Source organism: Streptomyces adelaidensis, from assembly GCF_016598475.1.
GTDB lineage: Bacteria > Actinomycetota > Actinomycetes > Streptomycetales > Streptomycetaceae > Streptomyces > Streptomyces adelaidensis.
The window spans coordinates 1-16,937 of the sequence record NZ_JAEMUX010000128.1 but is presented as its reverse complement, the minus strand read 5'-3'; the positions used below and the strand labels follow the sequence as shown (position 1 = coordinate 16,937).

Here is a 16,937-nt window from a genome sequence, read left to right as displayed (position 1 = left end):
TGATTTTCTGCCATGCTGTTGTTCCCTTTTCCTTTCGGAGCCAGGTTAGGCATCGGACCTAGAAACGTCCTTCCAAGTTTCTCCCGACTATGTCGGGAATATGACAGAGCGCCTCGTGGCGCAGCGGCCCATATCCACCAGATTTGACCCGGCTTCGCTGTTACGGGGCTTCCACCACTGGTTCGCTCTCGCTACACCTTCTGACCTCGCTGAACGGGCCCGTACCGTCTGGTAGTTCCGGCACGTCCCGCCTTCGTCGGGGCCGCTTGCCACCCTCACCGGCGTTCCCCGGATCAGGCTGCCCCCAAGCTTCGATCAGGCCGCTACGACGACCTGACGGAAGTGGTCTTTCACCACCTCTCGATCAACATCGCGCCTCGTGGCGCACAGCTCTCCTGCGAAGAATGAATGTCAGCGGCGACCGATAAGGTCGCTGGCATGGCACGGATCGTGGTGATCGGCGCCGGGCTCGGCGCGATGGCGGCCGCTGCCCGGCTGGCCGTAGCGGGCCACCGGGTGACGGTGTACGAACGCACGGCGACGTACGGCGGGGCGGTGGGCCGCGTCGAGCGCGACGGCTTCGTGTTCGATACGGGCCCGGGGCTGCTGCCCCTGCCCGCCGTCTATCGCGATCTGTTCCTCAAGACCGGCAAGGAGCCGCTGGAGAAGTGCGTCGACCTGGTCCAGGTGGACCCGGCGGCACGGCACGTCTTCGCCGACGGCACGGACCTCCTGCTGCCGAACGCCTCACGCGCGGGCGTGGTCGCGGCGCTGAACACGGCGCTCGGCCCGGGCGCCGGCGACCGCTGGGGCGACTTCCTGGTGCGGGCCCGCGAGGCCTGGGACCGCACCCGGCGGCCCCTCCTCGAAGAGCCGTTGAGGCCCGACCCGCAGGTGCTCGGCGAGCGCGAGCCGTACCCCGCCGTGCCCCACAGACGGCTGCTGCGCACCCGCCGCGCCCGCACCCTCGCCGAGGTCGGCGCCTGGGAGCTGCGCGACCCCCGGCTGACCGCCCTCCTGGAGAGCCACGCCCTGGCGTACGGCCTGGACCCGAGGAACACCCCGGCGAGCGCGGCGATCCTGCCGTACATGGAGCACGCCTTCGGGACCTGGTACATCCGGGGCGGCATACGGGAGTTGGCGCGGGCGCTGTACGAGCGGTGCCTGGCCCGGAAGGTCGAGTTCGTCTTCGGCTCCAAGGTCACCGGCGTCGTCGAGAAGGACGGCCGGGCAGCGGGAGTGGAGCTCCGGGACGGGGCGGTGGCCGAGGCCGATTTCGTGGTCGCCGGGGTCGCGCCCGAGGTGTTGGACCGGGCCGTACGGCAGTCGGCCGTGCGCGGCGACGGGGACGTGCCGCCCCAGGCCGGGCCGACCAGCCGTCTCACCGTGCTGCTGGCGCTGCGCGGCGGCCGGCCGGAGGGGACCGCGCACCGGACGGTGGTGCACGCGGCGGAGCGGGAGAGCGAGCTGGACCTGCTGTTCGGCACTGCCTCCGGGACGGTCGCGCGCCCGACGGTCACGGTGCTGCGCCCCGACGATCCGGCGCTCGTGCCGGACTCCGGCCACGAGGCGATCACCGTCACCTCGGTGGTGCCCGCGCGACACGACGGGGACCGGGCCGCCGAGCCGGAGGTCCTCGGCCGGCACGCGGAGCAGTTGATCACCGTCGCGGAACGCGCGGTACCCGGCCTTCGCGACCGCCTCCTCTGGCACGAGATGCGCGGCCCGGCCGACATCGCCGCGGCGACCGGTGCGCAGGGCGGGGCGATCCCCGCCCCGTCGCTCGCCGCGGACGACGGCCGCAGGCTGCACCCGCCCAACAGCACCGCGATATCTGGGCTGTTCACCGTCGGCGGCTGGTCCCACCCCGGCGGCGGCCTCCCGCACGCCGGGATGTCGGGCGCGCTGGTGGCCGGACTGATCGTGGAGGGACCGGACTTCCGCGGCTCACAATGACGGCTCACAATGAGCGGCTCAGAATGAGCGGCTCACAGCGAACGGCTCACCCTGAGCGATGAGCCGCCGACAGCGGCAGCGGCCGTTCAGAAACGGTACTGCTGCTCGTCGTACCCGTTCCCGCCGTTGCCATTGCCGTTGCCGTTCCCCTGCTGCGGGTACGACTGCTCCGGCGGGAGTTCGGTGCCGAAGGGGTCGAAGTCGTCGGTGTTGCGCTGCTGCGGGACCCAGACACCGCCGGGCGGGGTCTCGCCGCCGTAGCCGCCGTTGCCGTACTGCTCCTGGCCGTAGCCCTGTTGCCCGTACCCCTGCTGACCGTAGGACTGGTCGTAGGAGGCGGTGGCGTCGTAGGTCTGCGTGCCGATGTACGGGTCGGAGTAGGCGGCGTACTGCTGCTGGGCCTGGTCGTAGCCGTAGTTGTTCTGCTGGTCGTAGCCGTAGTAGGCGAAGGCCTCGTCCTGCTGGGACTGGTCGGCGGTCGCGTAGGGCTGGCCGGGGGCGCCCGCGTAGGCGTTGTCGTCGCCGTAGATGCCGTACGTGTTGGTGTCGTCCGGCATCGGCTGCGGGGAGTAGACGCCGCTCGCTCCGGCCGCGGCGGGCGTGGACTGCGGGCGGACGAACACATCGTCGTCGCGGTCGTCGCGGTCGAACGGGTCATCGTCCTGGCGGTGCGTTCCGGCGGCGGCCGTGTCCGCCAGGTCGGTGACCTCCAGGGTCGGCTCCTGGCGCTCCGGTTCGCCGCGGCGCCGCTTCTTGCCCAGCTTGGGGCGCTTGCCGGCGGCCTCGGGTTCGCCGGCATCGTCACCGTCACCGTCGCCGGGGCGCGGGCGGACGGCCCAGCCGGCCTCGAAGCCACGGCGGAACGACAGCGTCACATAGGTCTGTCCGACGGCGAAGCCGATCGCGCCCAGCGCGATGACCAGGACGGAGGGGATCAGTACGCCGAGGACGACACCGAGGAAACCCACGAAGGCGAGCAGCCGCCAGCGCAGCCGTGCCTTGTACTGCAGCAGCACCTCACCGAGCAGCCACAACGCGACGATGCCGAACGCGATGTAGAGGACCGTCCAGCCCATGTACGCCCCTCTCCCTGTGGCCGCTACGCAGTGTGTCGTACGCGAGTGCGACCGGTCTAGGGCCGTGGCGGATGGTGCAGGCCCAGGTTCTCGTAGATTTCCAGAGTCGCGGTGGAGTTGTTCAGGGTGATGAAGTGAAGCCCGGGGACTCCCTCGTCCAGCAGCCTCGCGCAGAACTCCGTGGCGAACTCGATGCCAATGGAGCGTACAGCGGCCGGATCGTCTTTGGCTGTGACGATCCGCTCTTTCAGGGCGTTCGGGATGGCCGCGTTGCTGAGTTGGGGCAACCGTTCCAGCATCTTCACGCTGGTGACGGGCATGACCTCAGGAATGACAGGGGTTTCACAGCCCGCCTTCGCGACCGCATCCCTCAGACGCAGGTACGAGTCGGGCTGGAAGAACATCTGGGTGATCGCGTAGTCGGCGCCGGCCCGGCACTTGTCGACGAAGCGCGCCACGTCGGTGTCCCAGTCGGGGGAGCGCGGGTGCATCTCCGGGAAGGCCGCGACGCCTACGCAGAAGTCGCCGGACTCCTTGATGAGCCGGACCAGATCGGCGGCGTACGTCAGGCCCTTCGGATGCGGTACCCACTCGGCCATCGGGTCGCCGGGCGGGTCGCCGCGGACCGCGAGCATGTTGCGGATCCCGGCGTCCGCGTACTGGCCGATGATGTTGCGCAGCTCGGCGATGGAGTGGCTGACCGCGGTGAGGTGGGCGACCGGGGTGAGAGTGGTGTCGGAGGCGATCTGTTCGGTCGCCTTCACCGTGCCGGCCCGCGTGGAGCCGCCCGCTCCGTAGGTCACGGAGACGAAGCTCGGGGCGATCGCCTCGATCCTGCGGAGGGCGTTCCACAGGTTCCGCTCGCCCTTCTCCGTCTTGGGCGCCCAGAACTCGAACGAGTACGTGGTCTTGCCCGTGGCGAGCATGTCACGCACAGTGCGTGCGTGATCAGTCCTGGTGGAAGCGGTTCCTAGGGCCATAAGCCGCAGGTTAGTCAGGTCGGGGCCGTCCCCCAACCAGAGCGTGACTTTTGTCCGCTTTGCCGACCTGTTGTCCACGCCTTGGACAAGCACGAACCGGCTGGGCCGACCCGCTGGACAGATCCGCCGGGCGGACCCGCTAGAGGGCGCGCAGTCGCTTGGCGAATTCCGCCGTCGCGGCGGCGGGGTCGTCGGCCTCCGTGATCGCCCGGACGACGACGGCCCGGCGGGCGCCTGCCTCGACGACCTCGTCGAGGTTGCCGAGGTCGATACCGCCGATGGCGAACCAGGGGCGGTCGGTGCCCAGGGCGGCGGTGTACCGGACGAGGTCCAGGCCGGGGGCGTGGCGGCCGGGCTTGGTGGGGGTGGGCCAGCAGGGGCCCGTGCAGAAGTAGTCCACGCCCTCCTGGACCGCGGCGGCCGCGGCCTCCGCCTCGGAGTGCGTGGAGCGGCCGATGAGGACGCCGTCGCCGAGGATCGCGCGGGCGGCGGGGACCGGGAGGTCGCCCTGGCCGAGGTGAAGGACGTCGGCGCCGGCCGGGTGCGCGGCCCGGATGGCGTGCGCGATGTCGGCCCGGTCGTTCACCGCGAGCTGCTTGCCGTACCGCCGGCATGCGTCGGCGAACAGCTCCAGGTGCTCCAGCTCCTGTGCCGCCTCCATGCCCTTGTCGCGCAGCTGAACGATGTCCACGCCGCTGCTCAGGACCGCGTCCAGGAACTCCGCGAGGTCACCTTGGCGCTTGCGGGCGTCCGTGCAGAGGTAGAGCCGGGCGTCGGCGAGCTGTGCGGCGGCGTCGGGCATGGAGAGGTCCCCCGTGGTGGTTCGTTGCGTGTCGGTGCGGCGCGCGGACCGCGAGCCCGGTCGGGCCTCGGTCCGCACGCCGTACAGCGGCTTTCCAGGTGCTCAGGTGTCGCGGTTGTCGCGGTTCTTGCAGTTGTTCAAGTGCTCGGGTGCTCAGGTGCTTCGAATCAGACGGCGAGCGCCTGGGCGCGGCGCTTCACCTCCGTGCCGCGATTCTCGCTCAGGGCCTGGGCCGGGGTGCCGGGCAGGCTCGGGTCGGGAGTGAAGAGCCACTCCAGCATCTCTTCGTCGGTGAAGCCGTCGTCCCTCAGCAGCGTCAGGGTGCCGGACAGCCCCTTGACGACCTTGTCCTCGTCGATGAAGGCGGCGGGGACGTGCAGCGCGCGGTTCTCACCACGGCGTACGGCGATGAGCTGGCCTTCCTTCACCAGCTGCCGTACGCGCGTCACCTCGACGTCGAGCATCTCTGCGATGTCGGGGAGCGTCAGCCACGCGGGGACGAGAGCATCGATCTTTGCGTCAATCTCGGTCACATCACCAAGACTGCCATCTGGGACTGACAGTGGGTAGCCGGGTGGCCTCGGTGGGGGCCGACAGAGGGGTGCGGACGCGGCGAAACAGGCGCGCCGCGCCGTAGGGCCTGCCCTACAGGTCCTACTCCGTCGCCCCCTTCAGCGGCCTGGCCGGGTCCCCCAGCAGTGCGGGGTTCATCGGGGTGCCCGCCTCGATCAGGCGGCGGCCCTGGGCCAGGTCTCTGGGGCGGCCGACCGCCAGCAGTGCGATGAGGCGGGTCTCGCGCAGCCAGCAGACCGACCAGGCGGCGCCCGTGGGGTCGCCGCGCCAGATCATGGTGTCGGCGCTGGGGTGGTGGCCGGCGTACTGGACGAAGCGGCCGAACTGCTCGGACCAGAAGTACGGGACGGGGTCGTACGGCTCGGGGGTCTCGCCGACGATGTTCGCGGCGACCGTGCGGGGGCCCTGGAGGGCGTTGTCCCAGTGGTGGACGAGGAGCCGCCGGCCGTACCTTCCCGAAGGGAAGGAGGCGCAGTCGCCCACGGCGTAGACGTCCGGCGCCGAGGTGCGCAGGTGATCGTCGGCGACCACCTCGCGGTGAGCGCCGAGCTCGATGCCCGAGTCCTTCAGCCAGGCCGTCGCCGGGCGGGCCCCGATGCCGACGACCACCGCGTCGGCCGCCACCCGGGAGCCGTCGTCCAGGACCACCGTCCCGGGCTCGACACGCGCCACGCGCGCGTGGGTGCGCAGCGCGGTGCCGCTGTCGGCGTACCAGGCGGCCATCGGCGCGGCCACCTCGGCCGGCAGCGCGCCCGCGAGGGGGCGGTCGGCCGCCTCGACGACCGTCACCGCGCAGCCCGCCTCCCGCGCGGCGGTGGCGAACTCGGCACCGATCCAGCCCGCGCCCACCACCACGATGTCGTGCTGCCGGGCCAGCACGGGCCGCAGCCGCTCGGCGTCGTCCAGGGTGCGCAGCAGATGCACCCCTGGCACGCCCTCCACGCCCGGCAGCCGGATCGGTTCCGCACCGGTCGCGAGGACGAGGAGGTCGTACGGGACGGGCCCTGCGGCGGTGGCGAGTTCGTGGTCGGCGGGGCGCAGGCCCAGCACCTCGCGGCCCAGCAGGAGTCCGATGCCGAGCGCCTCGAAGTCGATGTCGAAGGCGGAGCCCTCGGCGGTGCCGAGCAGCACGGCCTTGGACAGCGGGGGCCGGTCGTACGGCTGGTGCGGCTCGGCGCCGATCAGGGTCACCTCGCCGTCGAAGCCCTGGTCGCGCAGGGCCACCGCCGTCTGCACCCCGGCCATGCCCGCGCCCACGACGACCACGCGCGGCGCCGCCGACCCGCCTTGTTGCTGCGTCTGCTCGCTCACCCGATCACCATAGACAACTGACATTCGGTCAGTCAGCCGGTGGCTCGGCGGACCTGCTCCGAGAGCCGTTCCGCCGTCTCGTCCACCTGCTCCACCACGCTCGTCCCGCTGCCCGGCCCCGACTCCCACTCCCAGGTCTCCTCCAGGCGGACCCGCCCGTCGGGCAGCTCGACCACCAGGGACACGCAGTGCCCGGAAGCGGTGGTTCCGTCGGTCTTCAGCTGCACGTACCGGAAGTCCAGCCGGTCGCCCGCGCGCGTGCCCACGAGGTGACCGCGTACGACGTCGCCGCCCGCGTACTCGGCCCAGATCTCGCCGTCCTTCTCGTGGTACGCGAACCGGGTGCGGGTGCCCACCTGACCTGGGGCCTGATCCGCGACGGGGGCGAGCACGAGACCGTCGAGCGAGCGGGGCATGGGCGGAGGCTCCCTTACTGGGACGAGCGGCGAGGGCTAGGGTGGGCCACCGTAAAGCACTCGCGGGAGCCCGGACGCACCGGGCTGAGAGGGAGGCTGGCGGCCTCCGACCGTACGAACCTGATCCGGGTCATGCCGGCGAAGGGAGGGGCTGGACGCCCATGTCGCGTACGCACACATCAGACGTCCTCGTCGTCGGGGGCGGCATCATCGGGCTCGTCACGGCGTGGCGGGCCGCGCAGCGCGGGTTCGCCACGGCCGTGGTGGATCCCGAGCCCGGTGGCGGGGCCGCGCGGGTGGCGGCCGGGATGCTCGCCGCGGTGACCGAGCTGCACTACGGCGAGCAGACGCTGCTGGGGCTCAACCTGGAGTCCGCGCGCCGCTACCCGGAGTTCGCGGCCGAGCTGACGGAGGCGACCGGGCTGGACCTCGGCTACCGCCGGTCCGGCACGCTCGCCGTCGCCCTCGATGCCGACGACCGCGCCCATCTGCGTGATCTGCACGCCCTGCAACGCCGGTCGGGCCTCGCGTCGGAGTGGCTGAACGGCCGCGAGTGCCGCCGGCTGGAGCCGATGCTGGCGCCGGGCGTGCGCGGCGGACTGCGGGTCGACGGGGACCACCAGATCGACCCGAGGCGACTCTCCAGGGCCCTCCTCGCGGCCTGCGAGCGTGCCGGGGTGGTGTTCCACCGGGCCTGGGCGGAGGAGCTGTCGGTGATCCGGGGGCGGGCCGCCGGGGTCCGGACCGCCGACGGTGACCGGCTGGCCGCCGGGCAGGTCGTCCTCGCCGCGGGCAGCCTCAGCGGCCGGCTCGCCGGGGTCCCGGACGACGTACTGCCGCCGGTGCGGCCGGTGAAGGGGCAGGTGCTGCGGCTGACCGTGCCGAAGCGGTACGCGCCCTTCCTCAGCCGGACGGTGCGGGCGGTGGTCCGGGGCAGCCACGTCTATCTGGTGCCGCGCGAGAACGGCGAGCTCGTCGTCGGCGCGACCAGCGAGGAGCAGGGCTGGGACACCACGGTGACGGCGGGCGGGGTGTACGAGCTGCTGCGCGACGCCCACGAACTGGTCCCCGGCCTCACCGAACTCCCGCTCACCGAGACCCGCGCGGGCCTGCGTCCCGCCTCCCCCGACAACGCGCCGCTCCTCGGCCCCACCGCGCTCGACGGCCTGCTCCTCGCGACGGGCCACTACCGCAACGGGGTGCTTCTCACCCCGGTGACCGGCGACGTCATGGCGCATGTGCTGACCGCCGGTGAACTGCCGGAGGAGGCCCGCGACTTCACGCCGCTGCGGTTCCTCGCCGGCGCGGCCCGCGAACTCACGGAGCAGCCCGTATGAGCGCCGGCGGCACACTGAGCGTCCTCGTCAACGGGGAGCGGCGGCAGATAGCTCCCGGCACCGCCCTCGACGCGCTCGTGCGGACGCTGACGGCGTCCCCCTCCGGTATCGCCGCCGCCCTCAACGAAACCGTCGTCCCGCGCGCGCGGTGGACGTCCACCGCGCTCTGTGAGGGGGACCGCGTCGAGGTCCTCACCGCCGTCCAAGGAGGCTGATCCCATGGCAGACGACCCCTTCGTCCTCGGCGGTACGGCCTACTCGTCCCGCCTGATCATGGGCACGGGTGGGGCGCCCAGCCTCGATGTCCTGGAGCGCGCCCTCGTGGCCTCCGGCACGGAGCTGACGACGGTCGCGATGCGCCGGGTGAACGCCTCCGTGCACGGCTCGGTCCTGTCCGTGCTCGACCGGCTCGGCGTCCGGGTGCTGCCCAACACGGCCGGCTGTTTCACGGCGGGCGAGGCCGTGCTGACCGCCCGCCTCGCGCGCGAGGCACTCGGCACCTCCCTGGTCAAGCTTGAGGTCATCGCCGACGAGCGCACGCTGCTGCCCGACCCGATCGAGCTGCTGGACGCCGCCGAGACCCTCGTCGACGACGGTTTCACCGTGCTGCCGTACACGAACGACGATCCCGTCCTCGCGCGGAAGCTGGAGGACGTCGGCTGTGCCGCGGTGATGCCGCTCGGGTCGCCGATCGGGTCCGGGCTCGGGATCCGCAATCCGCACAACTTCCAGCTGATCGTGGAGCACGCGCGCGTGCCGGTGATCCTCGACGCGGGGGCCGGTACGGCGTCGGACGTGGCGCTCGCGATGGAGCTGGGGTGTGCCGGTGTGATGCTCGCCTCCGCGGTGACCCGGGCGCAGGAGCCGGTGCTCATGGCGGAGGGGATGCGGCACGCGGTGGAGGCGGGGCGGCTGGCGTACCGGGCGGGACGGATTCCCCGGCGGCACTTCGCGCAGGCGTCGTCGCCGGGCGAGGGGCTGGCTCGGCTGGATCCGGAGCGGCCCGCGTTCTGAGAGTGGTTCGCCCCTCCACCCCTGAACGGGCCGATCTCGGTCACAGGTCTGCTGCAGTACGTCTCGCCCACCTGGGAACTCATGGGGCTGTCAGCTGCGGCTCGTACACTCACCTGCGTGGACACGACCCTTCAGGACCCGCTGGTCGGCCAGGTGCTCGACGGCCGGTATCGAGTCGAGGCGCGGATCGCGGTCGGCGGGATGGCCACGGTCTACAGGACCGTGGACACCCGCCTCGACCGCGTGCTCGCGCTCAAGGTGATGCATCCGACCCTGGCCGCCGACCGGACGTTCGTCGAGCGGTTCATCCGTGAGGCCAAGTCGGTCGCGCGGCTGGCGCACCCGAACGTGGTGGGGGTCTACGACCAGGGCACCGACGGGCCGTACGTCTATCTCGCGATGGAGTACGTCGCCGGCTGCACCCTCCGTGACGTGCTGCGCGACCGCGGGGCGCTGCAGCCCCGGGCGGCGCTGGACATCCTGGAGCCGGTGCTCGCCGCGCTCGGCGCCGCGCACCGCGCCGGGTTCGTGCACCGCGACATGAAGCCGGAGAACGTGCTGATAGGGGACGACGGCCGGGTCAAGGTCGCCGACTTCGGGCTCGTGCGGGCCGTGGACACCGTCACCAGCACCACGGGCACCGTCCTCGGCACCGTCGCCTACCTCGCCCCGGAGCAGCTGGAGCACGGCACGACGGACACCCGCGTGGACGTGTACGCGTGCGGCGTGACGCTCTACGAGATGCTCACCGGCGGCAAGCCGCACTCCGGGGACTCCCCCGCTCAGGTGCTCTACCACGCGCTGCACGACGACGTGCCGCCGCCGTCGGCCGCGGTGCCCGGGCTGCCGTACGAGCTGGACGAGCTGGTCGCCTCGGCGACCGCCCGCAATCCCGAGCTGCGGCCGTACGACGCCGTCGAGCTGCTCGCGCAGACGCTTCAGGCGCGGGCCGGGCTGAGCGCCGAGCAGCTGGACGCGGTGCCGCCGCAGGCGATGACCGGCGGGCACGACAACGCCGAGGACCGGACGAGCGTGATCCCGCGCTCGCTGTCGGTGCCGCGGCCGGCGCCGACGGACCCGGACCTGTCGCTCAACCGTACGAGCCGGTTCGAGTCGCCTCCGCCGCCGCCCCGCCGTACCCGTGGCGTCCCTGCGCCCCGGCGCGCTCTCCTCGCGATCGTCGTCGGCGTGCTGCTGGTCCTCGGTGTGGGCGGGGGCGTCTGGTACATCAACTCGGGCCAGTTCACGCAGGTCCCGGCGGTGCTGCAGCAGAGCCAGGCGGACGCCACGCGGCGGCTCGAGGGTGCCGGGCTCGACGTCGATGTCAAGCGGGCGTTCAGCGACACCGTGAAGCGCGGCAAGGTGATCGGCACCGACCCGGCGCCGGGGGCACGCATCCGGGACAACGACACCGTCACGGTGACGATCTCCAAGGGACCTCAGACCGTGGAGGTGCCCGACCTGAAGGGCTACCGGCTGGATGCGGCGAAGACCCGACTGAAGAACGACGGGCTCGAACCGGGCCTGGTGACGCGGGAGTTCAGCGACGAGGTCATCAAGGGCCAGGTGATCGGCACCGAGCCGGGCGCCGGCACCGAGGCCTCCTCGGGTTCGGCCGTCGCGCTCGTGGTCAGCCGGGGCGCCCCGGTGGAGGTGCCCGAGGTGTCCGGCGCCTCGGTCGAGGACGCCAGGACCGAGCTGGAGGAGGCGGGCCTGAAGGTGAAGATCGCCTCCGGGCAGGTCAACTCCCAGTTCGAGAAGGGGCTCGTGGCAGAGCAGTCGCCCCGCGCGGGCGAGCGGGCCGGCGACGGCGACACCGTCACCCTCACCATCTCCAAGGGGCCTGTGATGGTCGAGGTCCCGGACGTCGTGGACGACAGCGTCGACGAGGCGACCAAGAAGCTGAAGGCGGCCGGCTTCGAGGTCGACGAGGACCGTGGGCTGCTCGGATTCTTCGGGGACACGGTCACCGGCCAGTCGGTGGACGGCGGCGACACGGCGGCCAAGGGGTCGACGATCACGATCGAGATCGGCTGAGCCCGGCCCGGCCGCCGGCGACGACCGGCGGCCGGGCACCGCGAGCCGCATGACACCCTGGTCCGGTGAGCACTCAGCAGTCCCCCGCCCTTCCCGGCCCGTCCCGCAACCCCGTCGGCGGTCATGTCCCCGTCGCCGGTGGTCTGAACTCCGTCGGCCTGACCTACGCCCGCGATCTGAGGGCCGAGACCGTCCAGGTCTTCGTGGCCAATCCGCGGGGCTGGGCGACTCCCGTCGGGAACCCGCGGCAGGACGAGGAGTTCCGGGCGGCCTGTGCCGCCGAGTCGATCCCCGCGTATGTGCATGCCCCGTACCTGATCAACTTCGGGTCGCACACCGAGGCGACGGCGGAGAAGTCCGTGGAGTCGCTGCGGCACTCACTGCGCCGGGGCCGGGAGATCGGCGCCCTGGGGGTGGTCGTGCACACGGGCAGCGCGACCGGCGGACGGGACCGGTCCGTGGCGCTGAAGCAGGTGCGCGAGTATCTGCTGCCGCTGCTGGACGAGCTGACCCACGACGACGACCCGTATCTGCTCCTGGAGTCGACCGCGGGTCAGGGTGCCTCGCTGTGCTCGCGCACCTGGGACTTCGGCCCGTACTTCGAGGCGCTCGACGCCCACCCCAGGCTGGGGGTGTGTCTGGACACCTGCCACATCTTCGCGGCGGGCCATGACCTGACCGGGCCCGACGGCATGCACCGGACGCTGGATCTGCTGGTGGACACCGTCGGCGAGGGCCGGCTGAAGCTGATCCACGCCAACGACTCCAAGGACGTGGTCGGCGCCCACAAGGACCGCCACGAGAACATCGGCTCCGGCCATATCGGCGAGGACCCGTTCCGCGCGCTGATGACCCACCCCGCGACCGAGGGCGTTCCGCTGATCATCGAGACGCCCGGCGGCAAGGAGGGGCACGCGGCGGACGTGGAGCGGCTGAAGAAGCTCAGGGACGGCTGAGCCGTCGTCGCCGCGTTGGGACACTTGCATAACGAGACGCACGCGCACGGCGGCGGGCCGGCGCCCGCCGGCTGGGCGACGGCCGTCCGGGCCACCCCGCACCGCCTCACCGGACGCGCCCTCGGCGAGGTCCTGGGCATGGTGATCGGCACCGCGCTCGGCTGGGACGACCTCCCGACGCCGGTGCCGGCGATCGTGCTCGCCTTCTTCTTCGGCTACGCGCTCACCCTGCGCGGGATGCTGAAGGCGGGCGTGGACCTGAGGGCGGCTGTGCGGGTCGCGCCGGCCGTCGCCTTCGTGCTGACCACACCGGTCGACAAGTGGATGACCGGGCGCGGCAAGGGCCACGCGGTGGTGCACCAGTACGACCCCTGACCGCCACCGACCGGCGCGGACGCCGGGAGTCAGAGCTCGGGGCCCTCCCCCGGCTCCTCCTGGTAGGAGTACCGCTGCTCCTGCCAGGGGTCGCCGACGTTGTGGTAGCCGCGCTCCTCCCAGAAGCCGCGTCGGTCGGCGGTCATGTACTCGATGCCGCGGACCCATTTGGGGCCCTTCCAGGCATACAGATGGGGCACCACGAGGCGGAGCGGGAAGCCGTGCTCGGCGGTCAGCAGTTCGCCGTCCTTGTGGGTGGCGAAGATGGTGCGGTCGGAGGCGAAGTCGGCGAGCCGGAGGTTGGAGCTGAAGCCGTACTCGGCCCACACCATCACATGGGTGACCTCGGCGGCCGGCGGCGCGGTCGCCAGGATCGTCCGGGCCGGAATGCCGCCCCACTCGGCGCCGACCATGCTGAACTTCGTCACGCAGTGCAGATCGGCCACGACCGAGGCGTACGGCAGGGCGGTGAACTCGTCGTGGTTCCAGCAGTGCTTCTCGCCGTCGGCGGTGGCGCCGAAGACCCGGAAGTCCCAGCGTTCGGGGCGGAACTTGGGGACGGGCCCGTAGTGCGTGACCGGCCAGCCGCGCTGGAGGCGCTGACCCGGCGGGAGCTGCGGCGATGCCGCGTTCTCAGATGCGCGATCTCCTGACGCGCGTTCCACCGGCTGACCCATGACTCCATCCTGACAGACCCCGAGTGGTGCACATGACCAGGGTCCACCCGACTCAGGCAATTCGGACTAAGGCTGCACTTACTTACTAAGCTTGCACTTACTGGACGATCTTCGGCGGCGGTGCAATCATCGCGGCGCAACCTCCCAGTCCCCCGCTTGGAAGGAGCCTCTGCGATGCAGGGCGACCCCGAGGTCATCGAATTTCTCAACGAGCAGCTGACCGCCGAACTGACGGCGATCAACCAGTACTTCCTGCACGCGAAGATGCAGGAGAACTTCGGCTGGACCAAGCTCGCGAAGTACACGCGCCACGAGTCGATCGACGAGATGAAGCACGCGGAGGTGCTCACCGACCGAATCCTGTTCCTGGAGGGACTGCCGAACTACCAGCGGCTGTTCCACGTCCGGGTCGGGCAGACGGTCAAGGAGATGTTCGAGGCCGACCGGCAGATCGAGGTCGAGGCGATCGACCGCCTCAAGCGCGGCGTCGAGGTGATGCGCGGCAAGGGCGACATCACGTCCGCGAACATCTTCGAGTCGATCCTCGAGGACGAGGAGCACCACATCGACTACCTCGACACGCAGCTGGAGCTGCTGGAGAAGCTCGGCGAGGCGCTCTACATCGCACAGCTGATCGAGCAGCCGGAGAGCTGAGACCCGCACAGCCGCCCTAGGCGGCTTCCTCCAGCTCCTCGAAGTCGGAGAACACCGGCTGACCCTGGTCGGCCGGCTCACGGCGCGGGCACGCGCCCCTGCCCAGGATCGCCTGGATCCGGCGTACGCACGAGCCGCAGTCCGTGCCCGCCTTGCAGGCGGACGCTATCTGGCGGGGGGTGCAGGCGCCGTCCGCCGCGTGCTTCTTGACCTGCTGCTCGGTGATGCCGAAGCAACTGCAGATGTACACGCGGTTCACCTCCCGCCGGGATCGTCAGTGGTGCCACCCCGATGATCGGTGAGGCAAACCTAACCTTACCCGCCTTACAGAAGGCTTAAAAGTGCTGTGGGGCGCGGATCGTATGTGATCCGCGCCCCAGTGCATGTTCCTGTAACAGGTGATCCCGCTACTGGCCCCTACTAGTCCCTACTGGTCCCTGTACATCTCGGCCACGAGGAACGCCAGGTCGAGGGACTGGCTGCGGTTCAGACGCGGGTCGCAGGCCGTCTCGTAGCGCTGGTGCAGATCGTCGACGAAGATCTCGTCGCCGCCGCCCACGCACTCGGTGACGTCGTCGCCGGTGAGCTCCACGTGGATGCCGCCCGGGTGGGTGCCCAGGCCCTTGTGGACCTCGAAGAAGCCCTTGACCTCGTCGAGCACGTCGTCGAAGCGGCGGGTCTTGTGGCCGGAAGCCGCCTCGTAGGTGTTGCCGTGCATCGGGTCGGTGATCCAGGCGACGGTCGCGCCCGAGGCGGTGACCTTCTCGACCAGCTCGGGCAGCTTGTCGCGGACCTTGTCGGCGCCCATGCGGACGATGAAGGTCAGGCGGCCCGGCTCGCGGTCGGGGTCGAGGCGCTCGATGTACTGCAGCGCCTCCTCGGCCGTCGTCGTCGGGCCGAGCTTGATCCCGATCGGGTTGCTGATCCGCGAGGCGAACTCGATGTGCGCGTGGTCCAGCTGGCGGGTGCGCTCACCGATCCACACCATGTGCGCGGAGACGTCGTACAGCTGTCCCGTGCGCGAGTCGACGCGGGTCAGCGCGCCCTCGTAGTCGAGCAGCAGCGCCTCGTGCGAGGAGAAGAACTCGACGGTGCGGAACTCCTCCGGGTCCGTGCCGCAGGCGTGCATGAAGTTCAGCGCGTTGTCGATCTCGCGGGCGAGCTGCTCGTAGCGCTGGCCGGAGGGGGACGACTTCACGAAGTCCTGGTTCCAGGCGTGCACCTGGCGCAGGTCGGCGTAACCGCCGGTGGTGAAGGCGCGCACCAGGTTGAGTGTGGAGGCGGAGGCGTTGTACATCCGCTTCAGGCGCTCGGGGTCCGGGATGCGGGACGCCTCGTCGAAGTCGAAGCCGTTGACCGAGTCGCCGCGGTACGTCGGCAGGGTCACGCCGTCGCGGGTCTCGGTGCCCTTGGAGCGCGGCTTGGAGTACTGGCCGGCGATGCGGCCGACCTTCACCACGGGCACGGAGGCCGCGTACGTGAGGACGGCGCCCATCTGGAGCAGCGTCTTCAGCTTGTTGCGGATGTGGTCGGCCGAGACGGCGTCGAAGGCCTCGGCGCAGTCGCCGCCCTGGAGGAGGAACGCCTCTCCCTTGGCGACGGACGCCATCCGGGCGCGCAGCTGGTCGCACTCGCCCGCGAAGACGAGCGGCGGATACGACTCGAGCTCCGCAACGACTGCGCGCAGAGCCTCGGTGTCGGGGTACTCGGGCTGCTGCGCCGCGGGCAGGTCTCGCCAGGTGTTGCCAGCGCTCGCGCTGGACTTAGCGTTCACGGTCACGACCTCCACATTACGGGGTCATGTCGGACGTCCATCCCCCTGCTCATCAAGTGAGACGAACCCCGCTCGATCGAAGCGGGGGTTGTCAGCTCGCCGGGGAGCGTACACGAGGGAGGTTTAACTCGATCGTGTGATGGTCGGCTTCCGGGCTTGCAGCGTCCTGGGCCGTTCGGGCTACGGTGATTGTGCGATCTGGGACGCCGGGTACGGCGCCAGTGTGCGGGGCCCCTGCTCCACCGGAGTGATGCTTCAGGGCCTCCCCGTCGCCTCTGGCCGTACCCATATGGCCAGGTCGAGCAGGGAACTGGCCTCCCGAGATCGGACCACGCACAGGATGCGTGTCGCTGCCCCGGGGTCGAGTACGCCGGGGACCAGTACGCCCAAGACCGTTCGGGGCGTGCGGCTGAGCGGGCTCACTCCTGCTCAGTCCACAGGAACGGTTCGTGGGCCGGTGCCGCCGGCGCGGGCGTGGGTGCAGGGCCGTGCCGGCGCAGATGTGCTCCGTCAGCCCCCACAGCTCGTCCACCCGGGCCGTGCCGAGCTTCGGCCAGTGGCTCGGGGCCTGCGGGGTGCCCGCCGCCCAGTTGCCGTTCGCCCGGGTCACCCCGCCGACCGTGGCGTTGCACGTCGTCGGGGCCCGGGTCTCGCCCGCCCAGGTCCGCAAGAACACGGCGGGCTGGGGGCCGCAGCCCTTGTGGAAGGCGAAGTTCAGCAGGCCTGTGTCGTCGGGTCAGGCCATCCCGCCCCGCAGACCGACATTGCGGGTCGCCGCGTACGCGTCCTGGATCACGGTCCTGCCGCCGGACATGTTCAGCAGCCCGGGATGGGTCGAGGCGCTGGTCGGATCGAGCTGGTAGCGCACCACCCGGCCGCCCACCGCGCCGCCGAACCACTCGCCGGCGACCAGTTCGTACAGCGGCTCCACCTGGACGGTCACCGGCACCTCGTACCTGAGCGCGCGCTGGCCCTGGCGTCCGATGCCTCCATCGAGGC

17 protein-coding genes, 1 pseudogene and 1 riboswitch are annotated in these 16,937 nt (G+C 71.2%); of the genes and pseudogenes, 8 read left to right on the top strand and 10 right to left on the bottom strand.

What is annotated here, in order from left to right:
- Positions 1-438 precede the first annotated feature (438 nt).
- Entirely contained in the window at positions 439-1,956 is a 1,518-nt protein-coding gene (locus I8N67_RS38540) for a phytoene desaturase family protein (RefSeq protein WP_200308953.1), read from the top strand.
- A gap of 86 nt (positions 1,957-2,042) precedes the next feature.
- On the opposite strand, the gene I8N67_RS38535 is transcribed toward I8N67_RS38540, so the two are convergent.
- The 6 genes from I8N67_RS38535 to I8N67_RS38510 all read right to left on the bottom strand — a co-directional run bounded on the left by I8N67_RS38535 (position 2,043) and on the right by I8N67_RS38510 (position 7,114).
- Positions 2,043-3,032, bottom strand: coding sequence for an SCO2102 family sporulation regulator (locus tag I8N67_RS38535; protein WP_200308952.1), 990 nt, complete (start codon positions 3,030-3,032; stop codon positions 2,043-2,045).
- A 56-nt stretch (positions 3,033-3,088) separates the two neighbouring features.
- Positions 3,089-4,012, bottom strand: coding sequence for a methylenetetrahydrofolate reductase [NAD(P)H] (gene metF, locus I8N67_RS38530; RefSeq protein ID WP_200308951.1), 924 nt, complete (start codon positions 4,010-4,012; stop codon positions 3,089-3,091).
- Between the two features lie 139 nt (positions 4,013-4,151).
- Positions 4,152-4,814 (bottom strand): thiamine phosphate synthase, encoded by a 663-nt coding sequence (thiE, locus tag I8N67_RS38525; protein WP_200308950.1) that lies wholly within the window; start codon positions 4,812-4,814, stop codon positions 4,152-4,154.
- A gap of 167 nt (positions 4,815-4,981) precedes the next feature.
- Positions 4,982-5,347 carry an Rv2175c family DNA-binding protein gene (locus I8N67_RS38520; RefSeq protein WP_200308949.1) on the bottom strand — a complete coding sequence of 122 codons (366 nt, stop codon included), beginning with the start codon at positions 5,345-5,347 and terminating at the stop codon, positions 4,982-4,984.
- 121 nt (positions 5,348-5,468) lie between these two features.
- Entirely contained in the window at positions 5,469-6,698 is a 1,230-nt protein-coding gene (locus I8N67_RS38515) for an NAD(P)/FAD-dependent oxidoreductase (RefSeq protein ID WP_307835497.1), read from the bottom strand.
- 32 nt (positions 6,699-6,730) lie between these two features.
- On the bottom strand, positions 6,731-7,114 hold the full coding sequence (locus I8N67_RS38510; RefSeq protein WP_200308947.1) for an avidin-fold protein: 384 nt from the start codon (positions 7,112-7,114) through the stop codon (positions 6,731-6,733).
- Between the two features lie 52 nt (positions 7,115-7,166).
- Positions 7,167-7,278: riboswitch (TPP riboswitch) on the top strand.
- On the opposite strand from I8N67_RS38510, the gene thiO reads away from it, so the two are divergent.
- The 6 genes from thiO to I8N67_RS38480 all read left to right on the top strand — a co-directional run bounded on the left by thiO (position 7,276) and on the right by I8N67_RS38480 (position 12,833).
- The gene (gene thiO / locus I8N67_RS38505; RefSeq protein ID WP_200308946.1) at positions 7,276-8,451 is read left to right on the top strand and encodes a glycine oxidase ThiO; all 1,176 of its coding nucleotides are present in this window, start codon (positions 7,276-7,278) and stop codon (positions 8,449-8,451) included. It overlaps the preceding riboswitch by 3 nt.
- Positions 8,448-8,666, top strand: coding sequence for a sulfur carrier protein ThiS (gene thiS, locus I8N67_RS38500; RefSeq protein ID WP_234046962.1), 219 nt, complete (start codon positions 8,448-8,450; stop codon positions 8,664-8,666). The genes thiO and thiS overlap by 4 nt, the downstream gene beginning before the upstream one ends.
- Before the next feature lie 4 nt (positions 8,667-8,670).
- Positions 8,671-9,465, top strand: a complete 795-nt coding sequence (locus I8N67_RS38495) for a thiazole synthase (protein WP_200308945.1) — start codon at positions 8,671-8,673, stop codon at positions 9,463-9,465.
- A gap of 117 nt (positions 9,466-9,582) precedes the next feature.
- Complete coding sequence (pknB, locus tag I8N67_RS38490) at positions 9,583-11,502, top strand: Stk1 family PASTA domain-containing Ser/Thr kinase (protein WP_200308944.1); 1,920 nt, start codon at positions 9,583-9,585, stop codon at positions 11,500-11,502.
- Between the two features lie 65 nt (positions 11,503-11,567).
- Positions 11,568-12,458: a deoxyribonuclease IV gene (locus I8N67_RS38485; RefSeq protein WP_200308943.1), complete on the top strand. Its 891-nt coding sequence runs from the start codon at positions 11,568-11,570 to the stop codon at positions 12,456-12,458.
- A gap of 24 nt (positions 12,459-12,482) precedes the next feature.
- Positions 12,483-12,833, top strand: coding sequence for a DUF4396 domain-containing protein (locus I8N67_RS38480; protein WP_200308942.1), 351 nt, complete (start codon positions 12,483-12,485; stop codon positions 12,831-12,833).
- Positions 12,834-12,862: 29 nt separating this feature from the next.
- Here the strand turns inward: I8N67_RS38480 and I8N67_RS38475 are convergent, their stop codons facing one another.
- Positions 12,863-13,510, bottom strand: a complete 648-nt coding sequence (locus I8N67_RS38475) for a sulfite oxidase-like oxidoreductase (protein WP_200308941.1) — start codon at positions 13,508-13,510, stop codon at positions 12,863-12,865.
- Between the two features lie 174 nt (positions 13,511-13,684).
- Here I8N67_RS38475 and bfr point away from each other — a divergent pair, with 174 nt between their 5' ends.
- Positions 13,685-14,164 (top strand): bacterioferritin, encoded by a 480-nt coding sequence (gene bfr, locus I8N67_RS38470; protein WP_200308940.1) that lies wholly within the window; start codon positions 13,685-13,687, stop codon positions 14,162-14,164.
- A 16-nt stretch (positions 14,165-14,180) separates the two neighbouring features.
- On the opposite strand, the gene I8N67_RS38465 is transcribed toward bfr, so the two are convergent.
- The 3 genes and pseudogenes from I8N67_RS38465 to I8N67_RS43460 form a co-directional block, all read right to left on the bottom strand.
- The gene (locus I8N67_RS38465) at positions 14,181-14,423 is read right to left on the bottom strand and encodes a (2Fe-2S)-binding protein (protein ID WP_200308939.1); all 243 of its coding nucleotides are present in this window, start codon (positions 14,421-14,423) and stop codon (positions 14,181-14,183) included.
- A 168-nt stretch (positions 14,424-14,591) separates the two neighbouring features.
- Positions 14,592-15,944 carry a class II 3-deoxy-7-phosphoheptulonate synthase gene (locus I8N67_RS38460; RefSeq protein WP_200308938.1) on the bottom strand — a complete coding sequence of 451 codons (1,353 nt, stop codon included), beginning with the start codon at positions 15,942-15,944 and terminating at the stop codon, positions 14,592-14,594.
- 730 nt (positions 15,945-16,674) lie between these two features.
- A pseudogene (locus I8N67_RS43460) lies at positions 16,675-16,937 on the bottom strand (hypothetical protein); the annotation flags it as partial.

Bases quoted from the DNA above. Each gene is read 5' to 3' on its own strand.
- I8N67_RS38540 (WP_200308953.1), top strand. From the start codon at position 439: ATGGCACGGATCGTGGTGATCGGCGCCGGGCTCGGCGCGATGGCGGCC.
- I8N67_RS38535 (WP_200308952.1), bottom strand. From the start codon at position 3,032: ATGGGCTGGACGGTCCTCTACATCGCGTTCGGCATCGTCGCGTTGTGG.
- metF (WP_200308951.1), bottom strand. From the start codon at position 4,012: ATGGCCCTAGGAACCGCTTCCACCAGGACTGATCACGCACGCACTGTG.
- thiE (WP_200308950.1), bottom strand. From the start codon at position 4,814: ATGCCCGACGCCGCCGCACAGCTCGCCGACGCCCGGCTCTACCTCTGC.
- I8N67_RS38510 (WP_200308947.1), bottom strand. From the start codon at position 7,114: ATGCCCCGCTCGCTCGACGGTCTCGTGCTCGCCCCCGTCGCGGATCAG.
- thiO (WP_200308946.1), top strand. From the start codon at position 7,276: ATGTCGCGTACGCACACATCAGACGTCCTCGTCGTCGGGGGCGGCATC.
- thiS (WP_234046962.1), top strand. From the start codon at position 8,448: ATGAGCGCCGGCGGCACACTGAGCGTCCTCGTCAACGGGGAGCGGCGG.
- I8N67_RS38495 (WP_200308945.1), top strand. From the start codon at position 8,671: ATGGCAGACGACCCCTTCGTCCTCGGCGGTACGGCCTACTCGTCCCGC.
- I8N67_RS38475 (WP_200308941.1), bottom strand. From the start codon at position 13,510: ATGGGTCAGCCGGTGGAACGCGCGTCAGGAGATCGCGCATCTGAGAAC.
- bfr (WP_200308940.1), top strand. From the start codon at position 13,685: ATGCAGGGCGACCCCGAGGTCATCGAATTTCTCAACGAGCAGCTGACC.